This is a genomic window from Mycobacterium sp. Aquia_213, from assembly GCF_026625985.1.
GTDB lineage: Bacteria > Actinomycetota > Actinomycetes > Mycobacteriales > Mycobacteriaceae > Mycobacterium.
This window is the reverse complement of sequence record NZ_CP113116.1, coordinates 3,119,943-3,137,953: the sequence shown is the minus strand read 5'-3', so window position 1 is coordinate 3,137,953 and position 18,011 is coordinate 3,119,943. Positions and strand designations below refer to the sequence as shown.

Here is an 18,011-nt window from a genome sequence, read left to right as displayed (position 1 = left end):
GCATGGTGCCGATGCCGTGGGTGCTGATTGTGTTGCCGCTAGCCGGGGCGGTGGTGTTTTTGATCGGCGGCAAGCGCACCGATGCATGGGGGCATCTACTTGGGTGTGCGACCGTGCTGATGTCTTTCGGTTGGGGGGTATGGCTTTTCGCGGAGATGTTGCAGCGCGCCGCGCCAGATCGCGTGTTGCACGAGACATTGTTCACCTGGGTCCCGATGGCCACGCTCAATGTCGACTTCGGCCTGCAACTGGATGCTTTGAGTGTGTGTTTCGTGTTGCTGATCACCGGCGTCGGCGCGTTGATCCACCTGTATTCGGTCGGCTATATGCGCGACGACCCGGCGCGACGCCGATTCTTCGGCTACCTGAACCTGTTCGTGGCGGCGATGTTGTTGTTGGTGTTGGCCGACAACTATCTCGTACTGTACTTGGGCTGGGAGGGTGTGGGTTTAGCGTCCTACCTGCTCATCGGGTTTTGGTCGGATAAACCGGCTGCGGCGACCGCGGCCAAGAAGGCCTTCATCGTTAACCGAGTTGGTGATGTCGGATTAGCGCTGGCGCTGGCGCTGATGTTCACCAACCTTGGGAACCTTTCCTATGTAGGGGTATTCGGTAAGGTGCCGTCAGCTTCGCAGCACACTGTGACCCTGATTGGGTTGGCCTTGCTGCTAGCCGCCTGCGGCAAGTCAGCACAGGTTCCGTTGCAGTCGTGGCTCGGTGACGCGATGGAGGGACCGACTCCAGTCAGCGCGTTGATCCACGCCGCGACCATGGTTACTGCCGGTGTGTATTTGATCGTGCGCTCGGGTCCGGTGTTCGATGCGGCCCCCGTCGCCCGCGCGGCGGTGGTGACCGTCGGGGCGGTCACGCTGTTGTTCGGTGCGATCGTCGGCTGCGCCAAGGACGACATCAAGAAGGCCCTGGCCGCTTCGACGATGTCGCAGATCGGTTACATGGTGCTGGCCGCCGGTCTGGGGCCTGCCGGCTACGCGGTTTCGATCATGCATCTGCTCACCCATGGCTTCTTCAAAGCCGGGCTGTTCTTGGGCGCCGGATCGGTGATGCACGGTATGGACGACGAGACCGATATGCGCCGCTACGGCGGACTGCGCAAGGCGATGCCGATCACCTTCGCCACCTTCGGGCTGGGCTATTTGGCGATTATCGGCGCCCCTCCGCTGGCGGGATTCTTCTCTAAGGACGCGATCATCGAAACCGCCTTCGCGGCAGCCGGTATCCGTGGCGCCGTGCTGGGCACCGTGGCATTGCTCGGCGCCGGGCTCACGGCGTTTTACATGACGCGGGTCATGGTCATGACATTCTTCGGCCAACCTCGCTGGAAGCCGGGCGCCCACCCGCATGAATCACCTGTCGTCATGACGGCACCGATGGTCGTGCTGGCCCTGGGCTCACTCGGGGGCGGGGCGGTGCTTGCCATCGGCGGAACCTTGCAACGCTGGCTGCAACCGGTGACCGACCACGCCCACTCGGCCGAGTCGCCGTCGGCCGAGCCCGACTGGGCGCTCACGGGTCTCACATTGACCATCGTCGCTCTCGGTGTCGCAATCGGCTACCGCAGCTATGCCACTCGCCCGGTGCAGACCATCGCCTCGGAATGGGTGTCGACCTTAGTTGTGGCCGCACGTCATGATCTGTTTGGGGACAGCGTGAACGAGGCCGCGTTCATGCGCCCCGGCCAACGCCTTTCGCGGAACCTGGTCGACGTGGAACGCCTGCGAATCGACGCTGCGGTCGAAGGCATTGCGCGGCTCGTCGGTGCCGGCTCGACACAGATCCGGAGGATCCAGACTGGATTTGCGCGCTCCTATGCGCTGGCGATCTTCCTCGGTGCCACCGCGCTGCTGTTGAGCATGGTCGTGGGAAGGCTGTCATGACTCACTTGCCATTGTTGAGTGCCTTGTGGCTGGCGCCTCTGGCGGGAGCTTTCCTGGTCCTGGCGGTGCCGCCCAACCGGCCGGTCGTGGCCAAGTACACCGCTGTCGGCATCTCGACCGGCGTCCTGGTGATCGCCGGCATGTCGGCCGTTCTCTTCGATCCGACGGAGCCCCGCTACCAATTCGTCGAAAGCCATTCATGGATCAAGTCTTTCGGGGCTGGATATATCGTCGGTGTCGACGGCGTCGCCTTGGTGCTGGTGATCTTCACCACGGTGCTGATGCCGTTCTTACTGGTCGCCGGGTGGAATGACGTCGAGCGACCCCGCGGCTACCTGGCGCTGATGCTAGTGGTCGAGTCGATGATGCTCGTCTCGCTGCTAGCGCTGGACGTCCTGCTCTTCTTTGTCTTCTTCGAAGCGATGCTGGTCCCCATGTTTTTCCTGGTCGGCCGCTACGGGGGACCGGGTGCCCCCCGTGCCGCGCTGAAGTTCCTGCTATACAGCCTGTTTGGCGGATTGCTCATGCTGGCCGCGCTAATTGGCTTGAACCTAGCGGTGGATGGGACTTTCGATTTCCGCGCTATCGTTGCCGCAGTGTCGACGGGCGCGGTCGCCCCGAATCCAGCCGTCATGCACCTGATGTTTGCCGGCTTCATGTTCGCCTTCGCCATCAAGGCGCCGCTATGGCCACTGCACACGTGGTTGCCCGGGGTGGCCACCGAAGCCACGCCGGTAACCGCGGTGTTGATGATGGCCGTTGTCGACAAGATCGGTACCTTCGGGATGCTGCGATACTGCCTAAAACTATTTCCCGACAGCGCAATTCTGTTTCGGCCGTTCGTCGTTACGCTTGCGGTTATTGCGATCATCTACGGTGCCCTGGTCGCGATCGGGCAGAGCGACATCATGGGCGTGATCGCCTATACGTCCATCAGCCATTTCGGGTTCATCGTCCTAGGAATTTTCGTGATGACGGATCAGGGGCAATCCGGCGCGACGCTGTACATGGTCAATCACGGCCTGGCGACTGCCGCACTGTTTTTAATTGCCGGATTTCTGGTGTCCCGCAAAGGCACCCGCCTCATCGCGGAGTATGGCGGAATGCAGCAGGTCGCTCCCGTGCTGGCCGGAACATTCCTGATCGCCGGCCTGGCTTCACTGGCCCTACCCGGCCTGGCGCCCTTCGTCAGCGAGTTTCTGGTGTTGGTCGGCACATTCAACCGGTACCCGGTGTGCGCGGTGCTGGCCGCGACTGCGCTGGTGTTCTCAGCGATTTACATCCTGTGGCTTTACCAGCGGGTGATGACGGGCCCCAGGAAGCAGGGAGATGCCGCGTTCCGTGATCTGCGGCCGCGTGAACTGGCCGTTGTCGGGCCGTTGCTGGCGTTGCTCGTCATCCTGGGTGTGTATCCGAAACCCGTTCTCGACGTCATCAATCCGGCGATCGGACGCACCGTGGCCGACCTGGTATCGCCGACACTGACGCGGGGTTAGTGCGCCGCCGCCAGCTGCGCATTGCGTAGTTCCAGCAGGCGCAGCACCATCGGTGTGAAGATCAGCTGCATGGCCAGATCCATCTTGCCGCCGGGGCACACGATTGTGTTGGGGCGCGACATGAACGAATCATGCAACATGGCAATCAGATACGGAAAGTCGATACCGTGCGGGTCACGGAATCGGATGATCAGCATCGACTCATCGGCGGTGGGTATCGACCGGGCGATGAACGGATTGGACGTGTCGACGACTGGCACCCGCTGGAAATTGACGTCGGTATTTGAGAACTGGGTGCACATGTAGTTCAGATAGTCGGGCATACGCCGCAGAATGGTGTCGGTCACCGCTTCAGAGGTGTACCCGCGGGTCACCTTGTCGCGGTGCAACTTCTGAATCCATTCGAGGTTGATCACCGGCACCACGCCGATCCGCAGGTCGGCATGCGTCGCGACGTCCACGTCGTCGGTGACGATGGCGCCGTGTAGCCCCTCGTAGAACAGCATGTCCGTGTCCTCGGGAATCTCCTCCCACGGCGTGAAGGTGCCCGGTTCCTGTCCATAGGGTTCGGCCTCTTTTTCGTCATGCAGGTAACGCCGCACCTTGCCGGTACCGGTCTCGCCGTACGTCTCAAAGAGGCTTTGCAGATCGTCGAACAGGTTAGCCTCCGGACCGAAATGGCTGAATGAGTGATCGCCGCGCGCGTGAGCATCGGCGATCGCCGCCTTCATCGCGACTCGGTCGTACCGGTGAAAGCTGTCGCCCTCGACAAACGCGACATTGATGCCTTCGCGGCGGAAGATCTGATCGAAAGTCCGCATAACGGAGGTTGTCCCCGCCCCGGAGGAACCGGTAACCGAAATGATCGGGTGCAGACGCGACATGTGTTTCCTCCAAGTACGATTTGTCGATTGGTTTAGCCGACTCCGCTGCGGTACAGACCTCGGACGCCGTATAGCGGTGAGGTGGAAGGCCTTACGTAGTCCCGGCGGTGGTAATCCTCGATCACGTCGACCTCATCGGTCGCTCCGAAAATCAGAGGCACCCGCTGATGCAGGCTCGTCGGGACGGCATCGAGGAGACGTCCACGGCCGGTGCTGGCCGCGCCGCCCGCCTGCTCGACCAGAAACGCGATCGGGCTGGCTTCATACAGCAGCCGAAGACGTCCCGATTTGTCCGGGTCCTTGGTATCGCGCGGGTAGAGGAACACGCCGCCGCGGCTCAGGATTCGGTGCGTCTCGGCGACCAGCGACGCGACCCAGCGCATGTTGAAGTCTTTGCCGCGCGGACCTGTCCGGCCCGCCAGGCACTCGTCGATGTAGCGCTGCACCGCGGGTTCCCAGAACCGCCTGTTGGAGGCGTTGATGGCGAATTCGCGAGTGGAATCAGGGATTTGGATCGACGCCCGAGTCAGGATGAATTCCCCAAGCGTGGGATCTAACGTGAAGGCGTGTACGCCCGTGCCGACGGTGAGCACCAGCATGGTCGACGGGCCATAGATCGCGTAGCCGGCGCACACTTGCTGCGAGCCGGGCTGCAGGAAGTCCTCGGGCGATGGGTCCGCACCCGGACTGGCCGCACGCAGAATCGAAAAGATGCTTCCCACTGACACATTGACGTCAATGTTCGACGAGCCGTCGAGCGGATCAAAAACCAGCAAGTACTTGCCGCGCGGATACTGCGCCGGCAGTAGATAGGGGTCGGCCAGCTCCTCGGAGGCCATTCCCGCCACCTGACCACCCCACTCGTTGGCGCGCAAGAAGTAGTCGTTGGCCAGCACGTCGAGCTTCTGCTGCTCTTCGCCCTGCACGTTCACCACATCGGCGGCACCCAAGACACCGCCGAGCTCGCCCTGCGCCACCCGGGTCGAGATGGCTTTGCAGGCGAGGGCGACATCGAGGATCAGCGAGTTCAGTTCGCCACTGGCATCGGGGTGGCGCCGACGTTCCTCGATCAGGAATTTGACCAGCGTGGTGTGACGGGTGAGCATGTGCGGGGACCTCCGGCGGGCAGCAAGATACCTACCCATATGTTTGGATCTGCGCGCCGTCGGTTCATCCCCCGGTCGGGTGGTCGGGCGGGGCACGCTGGTGTCGACCTCTCAAGAGGGCCAGAGCCTACCGCCGGTGATAGCTGAGACTAGCTGCGTCCTGATGGATTCCGCGCAGGTCCGCAGCGATATACGTCGGCCGCTGCGGTGACTGCGCGCTGATCGCGTCAGCTGCGCTACTCACCCCGCTGAGCACCAGCAGGCTGGGCAGCCCGGCGGAGTTTGCGCCGGCAATGTCGGTATCCAGCCGATCGCCGACCATCAACGGCCGCCGAAAGTCGCCGCGGGACAGCGCCTCCCGGAAGATGAAACCGTGCGGCTTGCCGACCACTCGCGGCTCAGCGCCGGTGGTCGCACGCAGCGCCGCCACCAGAGAACCGTTTCCGGGCACGAGGCCACGCTCGGACGGCAGCGTGAGATCGGGGTTGGTTGCAACCCAGGGTGTCCCGGCGCCAATCGCCAGGGCCGCTTCGGCGAGATCAGGCCAACTGATGTCTGGCGAGAACCCCTGCACCACCGCAACCGGGCCGTCGGTCCAGCGCCGGACTGGCTGCAGGCCGGCGCCATTGACCTCGGCTGCCAATGCCTCCGAGCCTACGACCAGAACCCTGGAGCCGGGTGTCAATTCGGCACCCAGCAGGAGTGCCGCGCATCGACCGCTGGTGATGACGTCGTGCGCGCTTGCGCTAAATCCTAACTCGCACAGGTGTTGTGCGACGTCGGCTGCGCTACGTGAGGCGTTGTTCGTCAGAAAGAGGTTGCGAGTTGTCGCCAGGGAAAGCGCTTCAGCGGCACCGTCGATCGCGCGTGTTCCGCGTAATAGCGTGCCGTCGAGGTCGAGCAGCAAGCAGTCGTGCAACGTCGCCAGAGAGGCCACGGGCGTCACCGCTGATGCAGCGGTTCACCGACCAGTGAGACCAGGTCAACGAGCCGGTTGGAATAACCCCACTCGTTGTCGTACCAAGAGACCACCTTGGCCTGATTGTCGATCACCTTGGTCAAACCGGAGTCGAAGATCGAGCTGTGCGGGTCGGTGACGATGTCACTGGACACGATCGGCGCGTCGTAGTACTTCAGGATGCCCTTCATCGGCCCCTCGGCCGCCGCCTTCATCGCGGCGTTGATCTCGTCGGCGGTGCCCGCCTTCGTCAGCTCCGCAGTCAGGTCGGTGACCGAACCGGTGGGAATCGGCACCCGCAGCGCATAGCCGTCGAGCTTGCCCTTCAGCTCGGGCAGCACCAGGCCGATGGCCTTGGCCGCACCGGTGGAGGTCGGCACGATGTTCAGGCCGGCGGCGCGGGCGCGGCGCAGGTCCTTGTGCGGCCCGTCTTGCAGGTTCTGGTCCTGGGTATAGGCGTGGATGGTGGTCATCAGGCCCTTGACGATGCCGAACTCGTCGTTGAGGACCTTGGCCAGCGGACCGAGGCAGTTCGTGGTGCACGACGCATTAGAGATGATGTTCTGGCTGCCGTCGTACTTGTCGTCGTTGACGCCCAGCACGATGGTGATGTCCTCGTCGCTGGCTGGCGCGGAGATGATCACCTTCTTGGCGCCGGCGTCCAGGTGGCCCTGCGCCTTGGCACGGGCGGTGAAGAGACCGGTGGATTCGACGACGACGTCGACGCCCAGGTCACCCCACGGCAGTGCGGCCGGGCCCTCGCGGACCGCCAGCGCCTTGATCTTGGCCGGGCCCACCACGATGGTGTCCTCGCCTTCGAGGCTGACGTCGTGCGGCAGCCGGCCCAGGATGGAGTCGAATTTCAGCAGGTGCGCCAGGGTGCTGTTGTCGGTGATGTCGTTGACCGCCACCACTTCGATGTCGGCGCCGCCCTTCTCCTGCTGGGCCAACAACGCACGGTAGAAATTGCGTCCGATTCGACCGAAGCCGTTGATGCCTACTCGGACCGTCACTTGTGTCTCTTTCTGCCTTGATCCCGCGTGAGGTTGGGCTGCACCGCCAGGTGCAGCCGGGGTTGGCGATACCCTACGGTCGGTCTTTGTCGGGCAGGCACCCCCGGATGGGGGAGACGAAAGCGTAAGTGCTGGAACGGTTGCCGCCTGCAGTAGGAAGCGGAGTCCGAGAGTCAAGGCTTTGACGCGTTTCGTTTGCGGCGCTTCGGCGCTTAGGGCGTGCTCTGGGCGGGCGCGGCCCACTTCTCCTCGATGCGGCCATAGCGCCAGACGAGCAGTGCGATGACCCAGGTGATCACGAAGATGCCGACGACGACGAAGCCGATGGTGTTGAGATCGAGGCCGGAAAGCCAGTCCCAGAACGGACCCCGCCAGCCCAGCTCTTCGGCGAACAGGCCGAGCAGTTCGACGCTGCCGATCAACAGGGCGACGACGACCGACAGCCCGGTAATCGTGATGTTGTAGTAGATCTTGCGCACCGGATTGGAAAACGCCCACCCGTACGCAAAGTTCATGAACGAGCCGTCGATGGTGTCCAGCAGGCACATGCCGGCGGCGAACAACACCGGCAGACACAGGATCGCGTACCAGGGCAGCCCGGCCGCGGCGCTGGTGCCGGCCAGGACCAGCAGGGCGATCTCGGTGGCGGTGTCAAAGCCCAGGCCGAACAGCAGACCGATCGGATACATGTGCCAGGACTTGGTGATCGAACGAGTGAAGCGGCCCAGGAATCGGTTGAGAAATCCACGGCTGGCCAATTGCCGTTCCAGCTCGGCCTCGTTGTATTCGCCGCGGCGCAACCGCAGGAACACCCGCAGGATTCCGACCAGGACGATGACGTTGAGGATGGCGATCAGGTAGAGGAAGACGCCGGAGACGCTGGTGCCGATCAGGCCGGTGTAGTGATGCAGCGCCGAGGAGTCGTCCTCGACCGGCCCGACGATCGCCTTGGCCCCGATCGCCAGCAGCATCGCCAGGGTGAACACCACGGTGGAGTGGCCCAGCGAGAAGAAGAACCCGACGGCGAGGGGGCGCAGGCCGTCGCTCATCAGCTTGCGGGTGGTGTTGTCGATGGCGGCGATGTGATCGGCGTCGAAGGCGTGCCGCAGCCCGAGAGCGTAGGCGGTCAGCCCGACGCCAATACCGAAAGCCTTGCCGCCCACGCTGAGTCGCGCCGGTTCGACGATCAGGAGCAGGGTGAACCAGCCGATGAGATGCAGCGCGACGATCACCGCGAGCATTACCGCTAGACGCCCCCATTCCGCGGGTGTCAATGCGATCCGCATCGCAATCCAACGCACACTGAGCATCTCCGCTGAGCACCACTAATCACGACGGCTCCTTTGGCGCGGTTGCAACCATGTCGTGCAAAAGCTAGCGCCGACGTTGAATTGGTTGCAAGTGATTTGCAGGAGATTCCCTGGCAGTTTTGCGTCCGATTATCAACCGTTTCGTACACCGACCCGCTCGGCCCGGTGCGCAAAAATCGCCGAAGGGCCGCTACACCGAGCACATCAAGAATTAGGGGTGTCCACCGAAAAGCGTTGGTATGGGGCGAGAAACATTGGTTCCCCCCGCGCATCCACCCGATGGGTGACCCCTCGCGACCGGCGGCGTGGATACCGTAATCCCGTCAGAACCGGAACTGATCGGGGGCAGGAGTGTGGCCATGCCCAACCGAAAGTTGGTGGGTCCGCTCGAACGCTGCGTGATGGAGCAGTTATGGAGCGGTCCAGAGCCGCAGACCGTACGTAACATACACCTCGCCATCTCGGTGAGGCGCGATCTCGCCTACACCACGGTGATGACGGTCCTGCGGCGACTCGCTGACAAAGGCCTCGTCGTCCAGTACCGCAACGATCGTGCGTACCGCTATGCGGCAGTGCGCGGCCCTGACGAGTTGGTCGCCGAGTCGATGCTCGGTGCGCTAGATGAGATTGCCGATTCAACGGGACGCTGCGCCGCCTTGGCTCACTTCGTCGATCGCGTCGGAGCAGCTAACGTGCAGCTCCTTCAGCAGGCGCTTGCAAAGTTGGAGACCGACTCCGATGGGTCTAGACGTGTCTCGCTGTAGCCGACTCGTCTGAGCTGACTCATTGCTAAGGCGCGGCGCGCTTCGTCATGAACAAGTACCGCCTCACCCATCGGGCCTCGCGCGCCGCCCGCACGATACCTTCCTGAACGCGCGGGTGCCAGCGGATTGCGCGAGCTGTGAATAACCGGCTCACTTACTCACCGGGGGCTTCTCCGGTTGCCTGAAAGATGACGCGACGCCCGATTTCGACGGCATGGTCGGCGAAGCGCTCGTAGAAGCGGCCCAGCAGAGTGACATCGACGGCGGTTGATACACCGTGCGGCCAGTCTTTCTCTTTGAGGACGGTGAACAGGTGTTGGTGAAGCCGGTTCATCTCGTCGTCATCCCGGCTGATCTGTGCGGCCTGCTCCGGATCGCGCGAGCGCACGACGTCTCGTGCACTTCGGCCCAAATCCACCGCAATCCGACCCATCTCGGCGAAGTCACCACTCACCTCTTCAGGCAATGCGGGGTCTGGATGGCGACGGCGCGCGATTTTGCCCACGTGTAAGGCCAAGCCGCCCATCCGTTCGGCATCGGCGACGCTTTGCATGGACCCAACCACGGTTCGTAGATCGCTTGCGACCGGCGCCTGGAGAGCGAGCAACACGAATGCGGCATCCTCGGCCTCACTTCGCATCTGGGCGAGGCGCGTATGGCTGGCGATCACTGCTTCTGCCATCGTCAGGTCCGCCTGCAGCAGCGCCTGCGTCGCCCCTTCCATCGCCACACCTGCCAGACCGCACATCTGGCTCAGGGTCTCGGTGAGCGAATCGAGCTGCTCGTGGAACGCGGTGCGCATGTTGCAACCTTAAGAGAACTGGTACACAAGGTGGCCCCGTTGGACGCACTGCTAACAAACCGTTTCTTATGGTGAAAGGGGTTCCCCACTTGTGGTGGGATCAGCAAGGGTTGTTAACCCGGGGAGTCGTAGAGCGAGGAAGTTGATGACGCTGTCGGATGTGGTGATGCGGGTTGTTGGTTTCCTGCGTGCCGGCTACCCCGAAGGCATTCCGACGCGCGACTACGTGCCTCTACTTGCGCTGCTTCGTCGCCGCCTTTCCGACGACGATGTCATCGCGGTCGCCGCTGCGGTCATCTCCCACAACAACAAGCCGGTGGACGTCACAGACGTGCGGGTCGCAATCACCAAGCTCACCGACGAGATGCCATCGCCAGAAGATACCGAGCGCGTGAAGCGGCGATTGGCCGCAGTCGGCTGGCCTGTTGATGACGTGGCTGGCCGATGATCCTCGGGACGACCGAGCAACGAGTGGACTCACTCACCATCACCCGGTGCAATGGAGCTCGACGATGCGGCCGTTAGGGACCATGGCCAGCGCCGCGTTCTGAGCGTCCGCCGGGGTCAGCCCCCAATGGGCGCCCCATCGGCCCGATCCGAGCGCTAAAGCGACGCAGGCGTTTCGGGTCCACGCCGCGACAGTGCAGCCGGCGCCGTGTACCTGGCAATTGCCAAGCGCTATGTGGGTGGCCTCCTCCATGGTGGTGCCGTTGTTCTCCCAACCTGTCCACCCGGTCACGGGCGAGTAGGCGATCACGGCGTAACGGTCGGGCGCTGCTGCCTGCGCAGTGGGTGGCATCACCGCCGCGTTGGCGAAGAGGGCGGCGCTGGCACCGCCCGAGGCGATCAAGACGGATATTCGGTGGTTGATCATGGCGAACCTCGTGAGTTGTTGTGTGGACGAACTCACCGTGGGCTGCGTCACTTGCGAGATCCTCTAGAAATCCTTGGCGATCGGTGCAATGCGGTGTGGCCAATCTTGCGGATAGAGTGGCGGCTTGAAGTTGCAGGTAGCGCGGTTGGTGCGGGCTTCGCGTCGGCCGCCGATCGGGAAAGTCGGGAGTGCGCGGTGACAGGGTCCGGGGGCGACGCCACGCGGGACGTCATGCGCTCCGACGAGGATGCAGCCACGGGTTTTCGGGAGTGGCACGCTGCCGCAGAGCGAGCCGGTCAAAGAGTGCTGCGGGGGCATGACGGCACGTACACGCTATGGCACCGCGACGATGTGCTTGCCGCTGTACGCGACGGCGAAGTTTTCGCCAGCCGCCAGGGCGAAATGATGCCCGGCAATCCGCCGTTCGGCCCGTATCACGCAATCTTGGTCGATGTGCTCAACCCCGGCAGTTCGCGGGAAATGTTGAAGCCCATACGTGGGCTCATCGAAGAAAGCATCGGCACCGTCGCGAAACAGGATCGCTGCAATGGTGTGCTTGTCGCCGTGGTTCTGTGTCACGCGGCGTCCGCGTTGGCTTGCGGGCTGCCGCGGCACATTGGTATCGATGCGGTCAGCGCCGAGGTGGTTGGCTTGATCCGTCAAGCCCCGCTGGGTGGCCATGATGTGATCAGCCGCCTGGCCAATGAACCGCTCAGCAACGAAGAGGTCATGGGACTGATGGGGTCGGTAGTGCGCGGTTTCATGTTCGCGGCGTTATCTATCGCGGCCGGACTGGCGGTGCTGGCGCGGAAGCCGATGCTTCAGCAGGAGCTGCGCGAAAATCCAGGCCGGCTCGCCATTTTCATCGAGGAGCTACTGCGCATGGACGGCGGGGCGAACACCGTTTCACGAATCACCACTCGCAATGTGACGATCGGCGAAACGACGATCCCAGCCGGGTCTCCTGTCGAGTTGTGTGTCGGTCTGGTGCACCGTGACGAGGCCGACTCCATGTCAGGTCAGGACATGAAACTGGATGGTCCGCATCGGCATTGGAGTTTTGGGGGAGGCCCGCATCGGTGTCCAGCGTCGCACCTGGCCCGGGATCTGCTTGCCATCTTCTTCGAGGTGTGGCTTGCCGAGATCCCGTTTTTCTCGTTCGACTTCAAAGGCGGCGATGTCCCCAAAGCGTGGCATCCCAAAGCCTACGGCCTGTCGACGGGCCCGCTGTTCGACGGTTGGATTCCGCAGTGTGTGCCGCTGAGGTGGTGAATCTTCATGGGGCGCAATGCAAGCGATGAAAACCGCTGCACCGCAACAATATACGCTACGGAAGCTGGCCTTGATGGCCGGGGCAGTAGACGGTCACCGATGCGGTGACGAATTTTGTTGCGGTGCGGGTCACGCGATCGGGGTACAGGCGCAATTGCGGACTGCCCGAGTATGTCGTGTTCGTCTCTTCGTCTATCACAGACTGGACCGAGGAGCCGTGATCGAGTTCGCCACAGATTTCACGGGCTCGGTAGACCAGCCCGGGCACGTTATCGATGACGGGTATCTGTAGTTGAGCCAGCAACGCCACGAACTGGTCCTCCTGGGCGTCGGCGCTTGCTGTGCCCGCGCAAGCAATCGCGGCGGTCAGCACAACCGAGACGCTAACCAGTGCGTTTGCGAGGTTGGTGATGCGCGTGCGCACGGCAGGATTCCCATTTCTTCGGTGTCACCTGCTCGACGTCTCATTAAACCGACACCAAGTGGTAACAATGGAGGCAGCTCTGCCTGCAATGATGGACATCGTAACTGGCTGGAACCGTGAATCACCACTGGACTTTCGCGCGAACCCACGGATCGGAGTGCGCGCGACGGCTGCGGGAGCGTATGACCCGATCGAACCGTGGCGGGATGGCGCCGTCTCGCGCGATGGCCATGCGTCGGCGGCGAATACAGGCTCGGTGTGCGGTGATCATCGCTTTGCTAGCCAGCGGCTCCGGCGTGGTCGATGTGGCGCAGTTACCGGTGGCGCCAGCTGACAAGCACGGCATGGTGCCTGTCGCACTGATCAAGCCGGCTCCCTTGGGCGACCTCACCCCCGATCCACCACCGCCGCTCCCGGCACCGACGGCAAGGCCGCTCGAGCCACCTGTCGCGTCACCGCCCCCTCGACCGCAACGGCCGGTGTCCCCTCCGCCGCAACAGCAGGCACCCGCACCACAACCGCAGGGTCCCGGACCGCAACCGGAGGAGCCTGCACCGCAACCGCCGCCACCTCCACCGCCTCCACAGCCGCCGCCTCCGCCACGTCCACCGGGAGGCCACGTTCAGCTCTCCCCGTGAGGCACCGGGATGTGAACTCCAAATGGCCGAGGCGTGACGGTTCGGCGTTGCGTCCGGCGATTCGATGCCGGTGCGTGCGGTGCGGGTTATGTATCTACGGTGAGCAACCACCACGTGAACCTGACCCAGCAGGAAAGCTCGTTGATCGGCGAGAGTCATCCCGAGGCTCTCGCGCGCATGGACGAGCAGTCGCTGAAGGAATTGCAGAGCCGGCTGAGGCAAGCGCGCGACAAGAACTTCAGCCTGCTGCGGCGTCAGGGTGCGGCTCGGGTGGAGGCCGAAGGTGCCCGCGGCTCGGCCCAGCCCGCCAACGAGAAGCGCGGCGAAAAGGTGGAGATCTTCGACGAGGCGCTGGCTCGGGTGGGCGAGCGCCTTGATGCCATCGGTGACGCCGAATAGCTGTCGACAACTCGCGAATTGAATCGGTCCCGCCACGGGTCCCGCTTCACGATGTCCTCGAAGTGGTTGGGGCGCAGCATGTTGCTCCACGTGTTGGCGTTGGCACGAATACGAAGCACACTGGTGGGATGCAGCCAGAGCCACGTCGCACGTTGAACGGCCTTTCGGACATACGCGCGTTCTTTCACACGAACAAGGTGCCGCTGTACTTCATCTCGCCGACGCCGTTCAACCTGCTGGGCGTCGATCGCTGGATACGAAACTTCTTCTACCTGACCTACTTTGACTCTTTCGAGGGCACCCACTCTCGCGTGTTCGTGCCCCGGCGCCGCGACCGACGTGATTTCGACTCCATGGACGAGGTGTGCAGCCACCTGCTGTCCGATCCCGAGACGCTCGAGTTCATCGCCGGCAAAGGTCCCGGTGGCAAGTGCTGCTTTGTGATGATGAACGAGGAGATACAGACCCTCGCCCGGCAGGCGGGTCTCGAGGTCATGCATCCGCCGGTACAGCTGCGCGAGCGCCTGGGCTCCAAGATCATCATGACGCGCCTGGCCAACGAGGCGGGGGTACCGAGCGTGCCTAACACGATCGGCCGGGCCGGCTCCTACGACGAATTGCTGGCGCTCGCGCAAGACGCCGGATTGGGAGATGACCTCGTCATCTCGATCGCTTACGGCAACGCCGGCAGCGGGACGTTCTTTGTGCACGGTCAGGGTGACTGGGACCAGCACACCGGTGACCTGGTCGGCCAAGAGCTCAAGGTGATGAAGCGGATCCGCAACGTGGAGGTGTGCCTCGAGGGTGCCGTGACCCGCCACGGCACCGTGATCGGCCCCGCGATGACGAGCCTGGTCGGCTATTCGGAGTTGACTCCGCAACGGGGCAGTTGGTGCGGCAATGACATCTGGCGCGAGGTGCTGCCGCCCACACAGACGCACGCCGCGCGAGAAATGGTGGCAAAGCTGGGCGATGTCATGAGCCGCGAGGGGTACCGCGGCTACTTCGAGGTGGATCTACTTCATGACCTGGACTCCGACGAGCTCTACCTCGGCGAGGTGAATCCGCGCCTGAGTGGCGCCAGCCCGATGACGAACCTGACCACCGAGGCCTACGCCGACATGCCGCTGTTCCTCTTCCATCTGCTCGAGTACATGGACGTGGACTACGAGGTCGACATCGGGGAGATCAACGCACGCTGGGAGCGCGGCTATGGCGAGGACGAGGTCTGGGGCCAGGTGATCATCACCGAGACCTCGCCGGATCTCGAGATCTTCACCGCGACGCCGCGCACCGGCGTATGGCGCATCGACGACGAGGGTCGCGTCTCCTTCAACCGGTCCGCCAACGACTGGGCCACGCTGCTCGATGGGTCCGAGGCCTTTTACATGCGGGTCGCGGCGCCGGGCGACTTACGTTCCGAGGGCGCCCAACTTGGCGTGCTCGTCACCCGCTCACACCTGCAGACCGACGACTATCGGCTCAGCGAGCGCTGCCAGCGCTGGGTCAAGGGTATGAAGGCGAAATTCGTTTCGACGCCCCTGTCGCCGGCCGCGCCGATCGTCTCGCGGCTCGTCGCACGAGCGTGAGCAGTCCGGCCGGTATCTCGCTGGACAACTGGCTGTCGCCGCCCTACGCGCACTGGTCGTTCCAGCACATCGACGACTTCGTGCCGACGGCGGTCATCTCGCGCGGGACCGGCGCCACCGCAGTGTTACCCGCAGCGAGTGCCCCGGTCGCCGAGATCGCGGTGACCGGCGATGACGGCTCGGCCACCACCGTGGGCGCGGTGATGGCCGGCACCGCCACCGACGGATGGGCCATCGCTTACCGCGGTGCGCTGGTGGCCGAGGAATACCTCGACGGCTTGGGTGCCGAGACCCGACACCTGCTGTTCTCGGTGAGCAAGTCGCTGGTGGCCGCCGTGGTAGGCGCGCTACACGGGGCCGGTGCGATCGAGGTTGACGCGCCGGTAACGAAATATGTTCCCGCCCTTGCGAACTGCGGCTATGACGGTGCGACGGTGCGCCACCTGCTGGACATGAGATCGGGTATCGCCTTCTCGGACAACTACCTTCATCCGACCGCGGAGATTCACGTGCTCGACCAGGCGATGGGGTGGGCACCAACGAGCGGTTCGGACGTCCCCTCGACACTGCGTGATTTCCTGCTGACCCTGCGGCAGAAGTCGGCGCACGGCGGCCCGTTCGAATATCGCTCGTGTGAAACCGACGTGCTCGGCTGGATCTGCGAGGTGGCGGGCGGCGAACGGATGCCCGAGCTGATGTCGGAACTGCTGTGGAGCCGAATCGGTGCCTTATGCGATGCCAGCATCGCCGTAGACACCGAGGGCACCGGATTCTTCGACGGCGGCATCAATGCCTGTCTGACCGACATGATCCGGTTCGGGTCGCTGTTCTTGCACGAGGGTGCCTCGTTGACCGGACAGCAAGTGGTGCCGGCCGCGTGGATTGCCGACACCCTCGACGGCGGCCCGGACTCGCGTGCGGCGTTTGCCGCCAGCCCCGACGACACCCAAATGCCCGGCGGCATGTATCGCAACCAGGTGTGGTTTCCCTACCCGGGCAGCAACGTCGTGCTGTGCCAGGGCATGTGCGGTCAGATGATCTATGTCGACCGGCCCACTGAACTGGTCGCGGCCAAGCTATCCACCCAGCCGGACGCGGGGGATCCGCAGATGCTGTTGGACACGCTGCGCGCATTTGGCGCGGTGGCACACGAACTGGCTGGCATCACAACCGAGTAGCAGTCGATACGTCGTCAATGATTCGGCTGGTAGGTCGTCGCCGGTCCGAAGCCCGGGCCGGTCAGGCAGCTGGGGCCGAATTGTCTCGTGCAATCCAATACCTGGCCCGGCGGCGGTGTCGGCGTCGTCGTCTCGGTTCCCTGCAAAGTGAACTTGAGGCCGGCCGCGCTTCCAGCACTGGCGCAGGAACCGTAGGCAGGGACGGTCGTCAGTGGATAATTCGGCCACGATGGGTCGGTGGACACCTGAGCTTGCCACCGCCCATCAGCGACATTCCCGCAGCCGGTGTCGTACCCGCCCAACGGTTTTGGGCCGATCACGACCCACATGCCGAGGACGTCTTTTTGGGCGGAGCCTGCCACGGAGAGTTTCCCGTTGGCTAGCGGACCCAAGGTGAGCCCGGTGCCCGGCCGTCCGTTCGACGAAGTGGTGGTCGTCGACGCCGTTTGATTAACGGGGACAGGAGTGTCGTGGCTGCTGAGCAAATTGATGGAGGGCGGGATCGCGCTGATAATCGCCGCCCCGACCACGAAGAGCCCTGATATTTTCGCCGCCAGCAACAGAGTGTTGTCGCCCGCGCCGCTGCGATTGTGTTTACCGATTCCTAGCATTGCCCTACCTCCAGACGCAGAGCTGGTCCGAATTGATGTGCCTGAGAATTGTCACGCGAGATCATCCGGGTCGGCACGAGTAATTCACTACTCCATGTCCTTGATGACCCCGTGCGCGCCGAGGTGACCTGCCCGGTCGAACCGAGTAGGACTACATGCGTGATGAACGCGCAGGAGTTGGCTCAAGAGCTTGGCCACCCCGCCGCCCAAAAGCTGCTCGCCGGTTCCATGGCCCGGCTCGCCTACAACGGACATGATGGTTTCCCTCGGGTTGTCCCGGTCGGGTTTTACTGGTCCGGCCAACGCATCGTTGTGTCCACAGCGCCGACCTCCCCGAAGGCTCGCGCGCTTTCGTCACGCCCGGAGGTCGCACTGACGATTGACACCGGCTCCGCGCCAGAAGAGGCGAAGGCCCTCTTGGTGCGCGGCCTGGCCACACTGGAAACCGTCGACGGCGTCACCGACGAATACCTCGCGGCAGCCACGAGGTCAATGGACGAACCCCGGCTCGCCGAGTTCGAACGCAATGTGCGGTCGACGTACCAGCAGATGGTGCGCATCTCGATCGAGCCGCTATGGGCGCGGTTTTACGACTTCGGTGCTGGCCGGTTACCCACCTTCCTTGCGAACCTCGTTAACGATGGGTAGCAGTCACGGCGCGATGGCAGATCGGAGTAGGGTCAGCCGCGTCTGGGTATTCCGCGTGTGACCCTTTTTCAGTCGTGCCGTCGCCGATTGCGTCAGGCGGCGATCGCCGGGTACCAAGCGAATAGAAAAACCTTGCTGACCAAGATCGGG

General features: G+C 63.5%; 17 protein-coding genes and 1 pseudogene. 9 read left to right on the top strand and 9 right to left on the bottom strand.

The features are described from left to right. The first annotated feature begins 2 nt into the window (after positions 1–2). Together nuoL and LMQ14_RS14720 are read left to right on the top strand one after the other, a co-directional pair. Positions 3–1,895, top strand: coding sequence for an NADH-quinone oxidoreductase subunit L (gene nuoL / locus LMQ14_RS14725; RefSeq protein ID WP_267730324.1), 1,893 nt, complete (start codon positions 3–5; stop codon positions 1,893–1,895). Next, positions 1,892–3,391: an NADH-quinone oxidoreductase subunit M gene (locus tag LMQ14_RS14720; protein ID WP_267730323.1), complete on the top strand. Its 1,500-nt coding sequence runs from the start codon at positions 1,892–1,894 to the stop codon at positions 3,389–3,391. Before nuoL ends, LMQ14_RS14720 begins: the two co-directional genes overlap by 4 nt. Here the strand turns inward: LMQ14_RS14720 and LMQ14_RS14715 are convergent. The 5 genes and pseudogenes from LMQ14_RS14715 to LMQ14_RS14695 all read right to left on the bottom strand — a co-directional run bounded on the left by LMQ14_RS14715 (position 3,388) and on the right by LMQ14_RS14695 (position 8,662). Next, complete coding sequence (locus tag LMQ14_RS14715; protein WP_267730322.1) at positions 3,388–4,275, bottom strand: phosphoribulokinase; 888 nt, start codon at positions 4,273–4,275, stop codon at positions 3,388–3,390. The genes LMQ14_RS14720 and LMQ14_RS14715 overlap by 4 nt on opposite strands. Before the next feature lie 32 nt (positions 4,276–4,307). Continuing rightward, the gene (locus LMQ14_RS14710; RefSeq protein WP_267730321.1) at positions 4,308–5,381 is read right to left on the bottom strand and encodes a class 1 fructose-bisphosphatase; all 1,074 of its coding nucleotides are present in this window, start codon (positions 5,379–5,381) and stop codon (positions 4,308–4,310) included. A gap of 142 nt (positions 5,382–5,523) precedes the next feature. Further along, positions 5,524–6,318, bottom strand: a pseudogene (locus LMQ14_RS14705) (HAD-IIA family hydrolase); the annotation flags it as partial. A 5-nt stretch (positions 6,319–6,323) separates the two neighbouring features. After that, positions 6,324–7,352 carry a type I glyceraldehyde-3-phosphate dehydrogenase gene (gene gap / locus LMQ14_RS14700; RefSeq protein ID WP_267730320.1) on the bottom strand — a complete coding sequence of 343 codons (1,029 nt, stop codon included), beginning with the start codon at positions 7,350–7,352 and terminating at the stop codon, positions 6,324–6,326. A gap of 212 nt (positions 7,353–7,564) precedes the next feature. Continuing rightward, on the bottom strand, positions 7,565–8,662 hold the full coding sequence (locus LMQ14_RS14695) for a HoxN/HupN/NixA family nickel/cobalt transporter (RefSeq protein WP_267730319.1): 1,098 nt from the start codon (positions 8,660–8,662) through the stop codon (positions 7,565–7,567). A gap of 359 nt (positions 8,663–9,021) precedes the next feature. On the opposite strand from LMQ14_RS14695, the gene LMQ14_RS14690 reads away from it, so the two are divergent. Continuing rightward, positions 9,022–9,426: a BlaI/MecI/CopY family transcriptional regulator gene (locus LMQ14_RS14690; RefSeq protein WP_267730318.1), complete on the top strand. Its 405-nt coding sequence runs from the start codon at positions 9,022–9,024 to the stop codon at positions 9,424–9,426. Positions 9,427–9,580: 154 nt separating this feature from the next. Here LMQ14_RS14690 and phoU read toward each other — a convergent pair whose 3' ends face one another. Next, positions 9,581–10,228, bottom strand: a complete 648-nt coding sequence (phoU, locus tag LMQ14_RS14685) for a phosphate signaling complex protein PhoU (protein WP_267730317.1) — start codon at positions 10,226–10,228, stop codon at positions 9,581–9,583. A 145-nt stretch (positions 10,229–10,373) separates the two neighbouring features. Between phoU and LMQ14_RS14680 the strand changes: the two genes are divergently transcribed. Then, a complete protein-coding gene (locus tag LMQ14_RS14680; RefSeq protein ID WP_267730316.1) occupies positions 10,374–10,676 on the top strand; it encodes a DUF3349 domain-containing protein in 303 nt (100 codons plus the stop codon). Positions 10,677–10,715: 39 nt separating this feature from the next. Here LMQ14_RS14680 and LMQ14_RS14675 read toward each other — a convergent pair whose 3' ends face one another. Further along, positions 10,716–11,153 (bottom strand): DUF4189 domain-containing protein, encoded by a 438-nt coding sequence (locus LMQ14_RS14675; RefSeq protein WP_267730315.1) that lies wholly within the window; start codon positions 11,151–11,153, stop codon positions 10,716–10,718. Positions 11,154–11,333: 180 nt separating this feature from the next. Here LMQ14_RS14675 and LMQ14_RS14670 point away from each other — a divergent pair, with 180 nt between their 5' ends. Beyond that, positions 11,334–12,374 carry a hypothetical protein gene (locus LMQ14_RS14670; protein ID WP_267730314.1) on the top strand — a complete coding sequence of 347 codons (1,041 nt, stop codon included), beginning with the start codon at positions 11,334–11,336 and terminating at the stop codon, positions 12,372–12,374. Between the two features lie 55 nt (positions 12,375–12,429). On the opposite strand, the gene LMQ14_RS14665 is transcribed toward LMQ14_RS14670, so the two are convergent. Then, positions 12,430–12,798: a DUF732 domain-containing protein gene (locus LMQ14_RS14665; protein WP_267730313.1), complete on the bottom strand. Its 369-nt coding sequence runs from the start codon at positions 12,796–12,798 to the stop codon at positions 12,430–12,432. A gap of 387 nt (positions 12,799–13,185) precedes the next feature. After that, positions 13,186–13,383: a hypothetical protein gene (locus tag LMQ14_RS14660; protein WP_267730312.1), complete on the bottom strand. Its 198-nt coding sequence runs from the start codon at positions 13,381–13,383 to the stop codon at positions 13,186–13,188. A gap of 152 nt (positions 13,384–13,535) precedes the next feature. Between LMQ14_RS14660 and LMQ14_RS14655 the strand changes: the two genes are divergently transcribed. From LMQ14_RS14655 to LMQ14_RS14640, 4 genes are all read left to right on the top strand, one after another. Further along, on the top strand, positions 13,536–13,835 hold the full coding sequence (locus LMQ14_RS14655; RefSeq protein WP_267730311.1) for a hypothetical protein: 300 nt from the start codon (positions 13,536–13,538) through the stop codon (positions 13,833–13,835). 128 nt (positions 13,836–13,963) lie between these two features. Next, positions 13,964–15,424: a biotin carboxylase gene (locus LMQ14_RS14650; protein WP_267730310.1), complete on the top strand. Its 1,461-nt coding sequence runs from the start codon at positions 13,964–13,966 to the stop codon at positions 15,422–15,424. After that, complete coding sequence (locus tag LMQ14_RS14645; RefSeq protein WP_267730309.1) at positions 15,421–16,602, top strand: serine hydrolase domain-containing protein; 1,182 nt, start codon at positions 15,421–15,423, stop codon at positions 16,600–16,602. The genes LMQ14_RS14650 and LMQ14_RS14645 overlap by 4 nt, the downstream gene beginning before the upstream one ends. A 773-nt stretch (positions 16,603–17,375) precedes the next feature. Further along, positions 17,376–17,861, top strand: a complete 486-nt coding sequence (locus LMQ14_RS14640) for a pyridoxamine 5'-phosphate oxidase family protein (protein ID WP_267735520.1) — start codon at positions 17,376–17,378, stop codon at positions 17,859–17,861. Positions 17,862–18,011 lie beyond the last annotated feature (150 nt).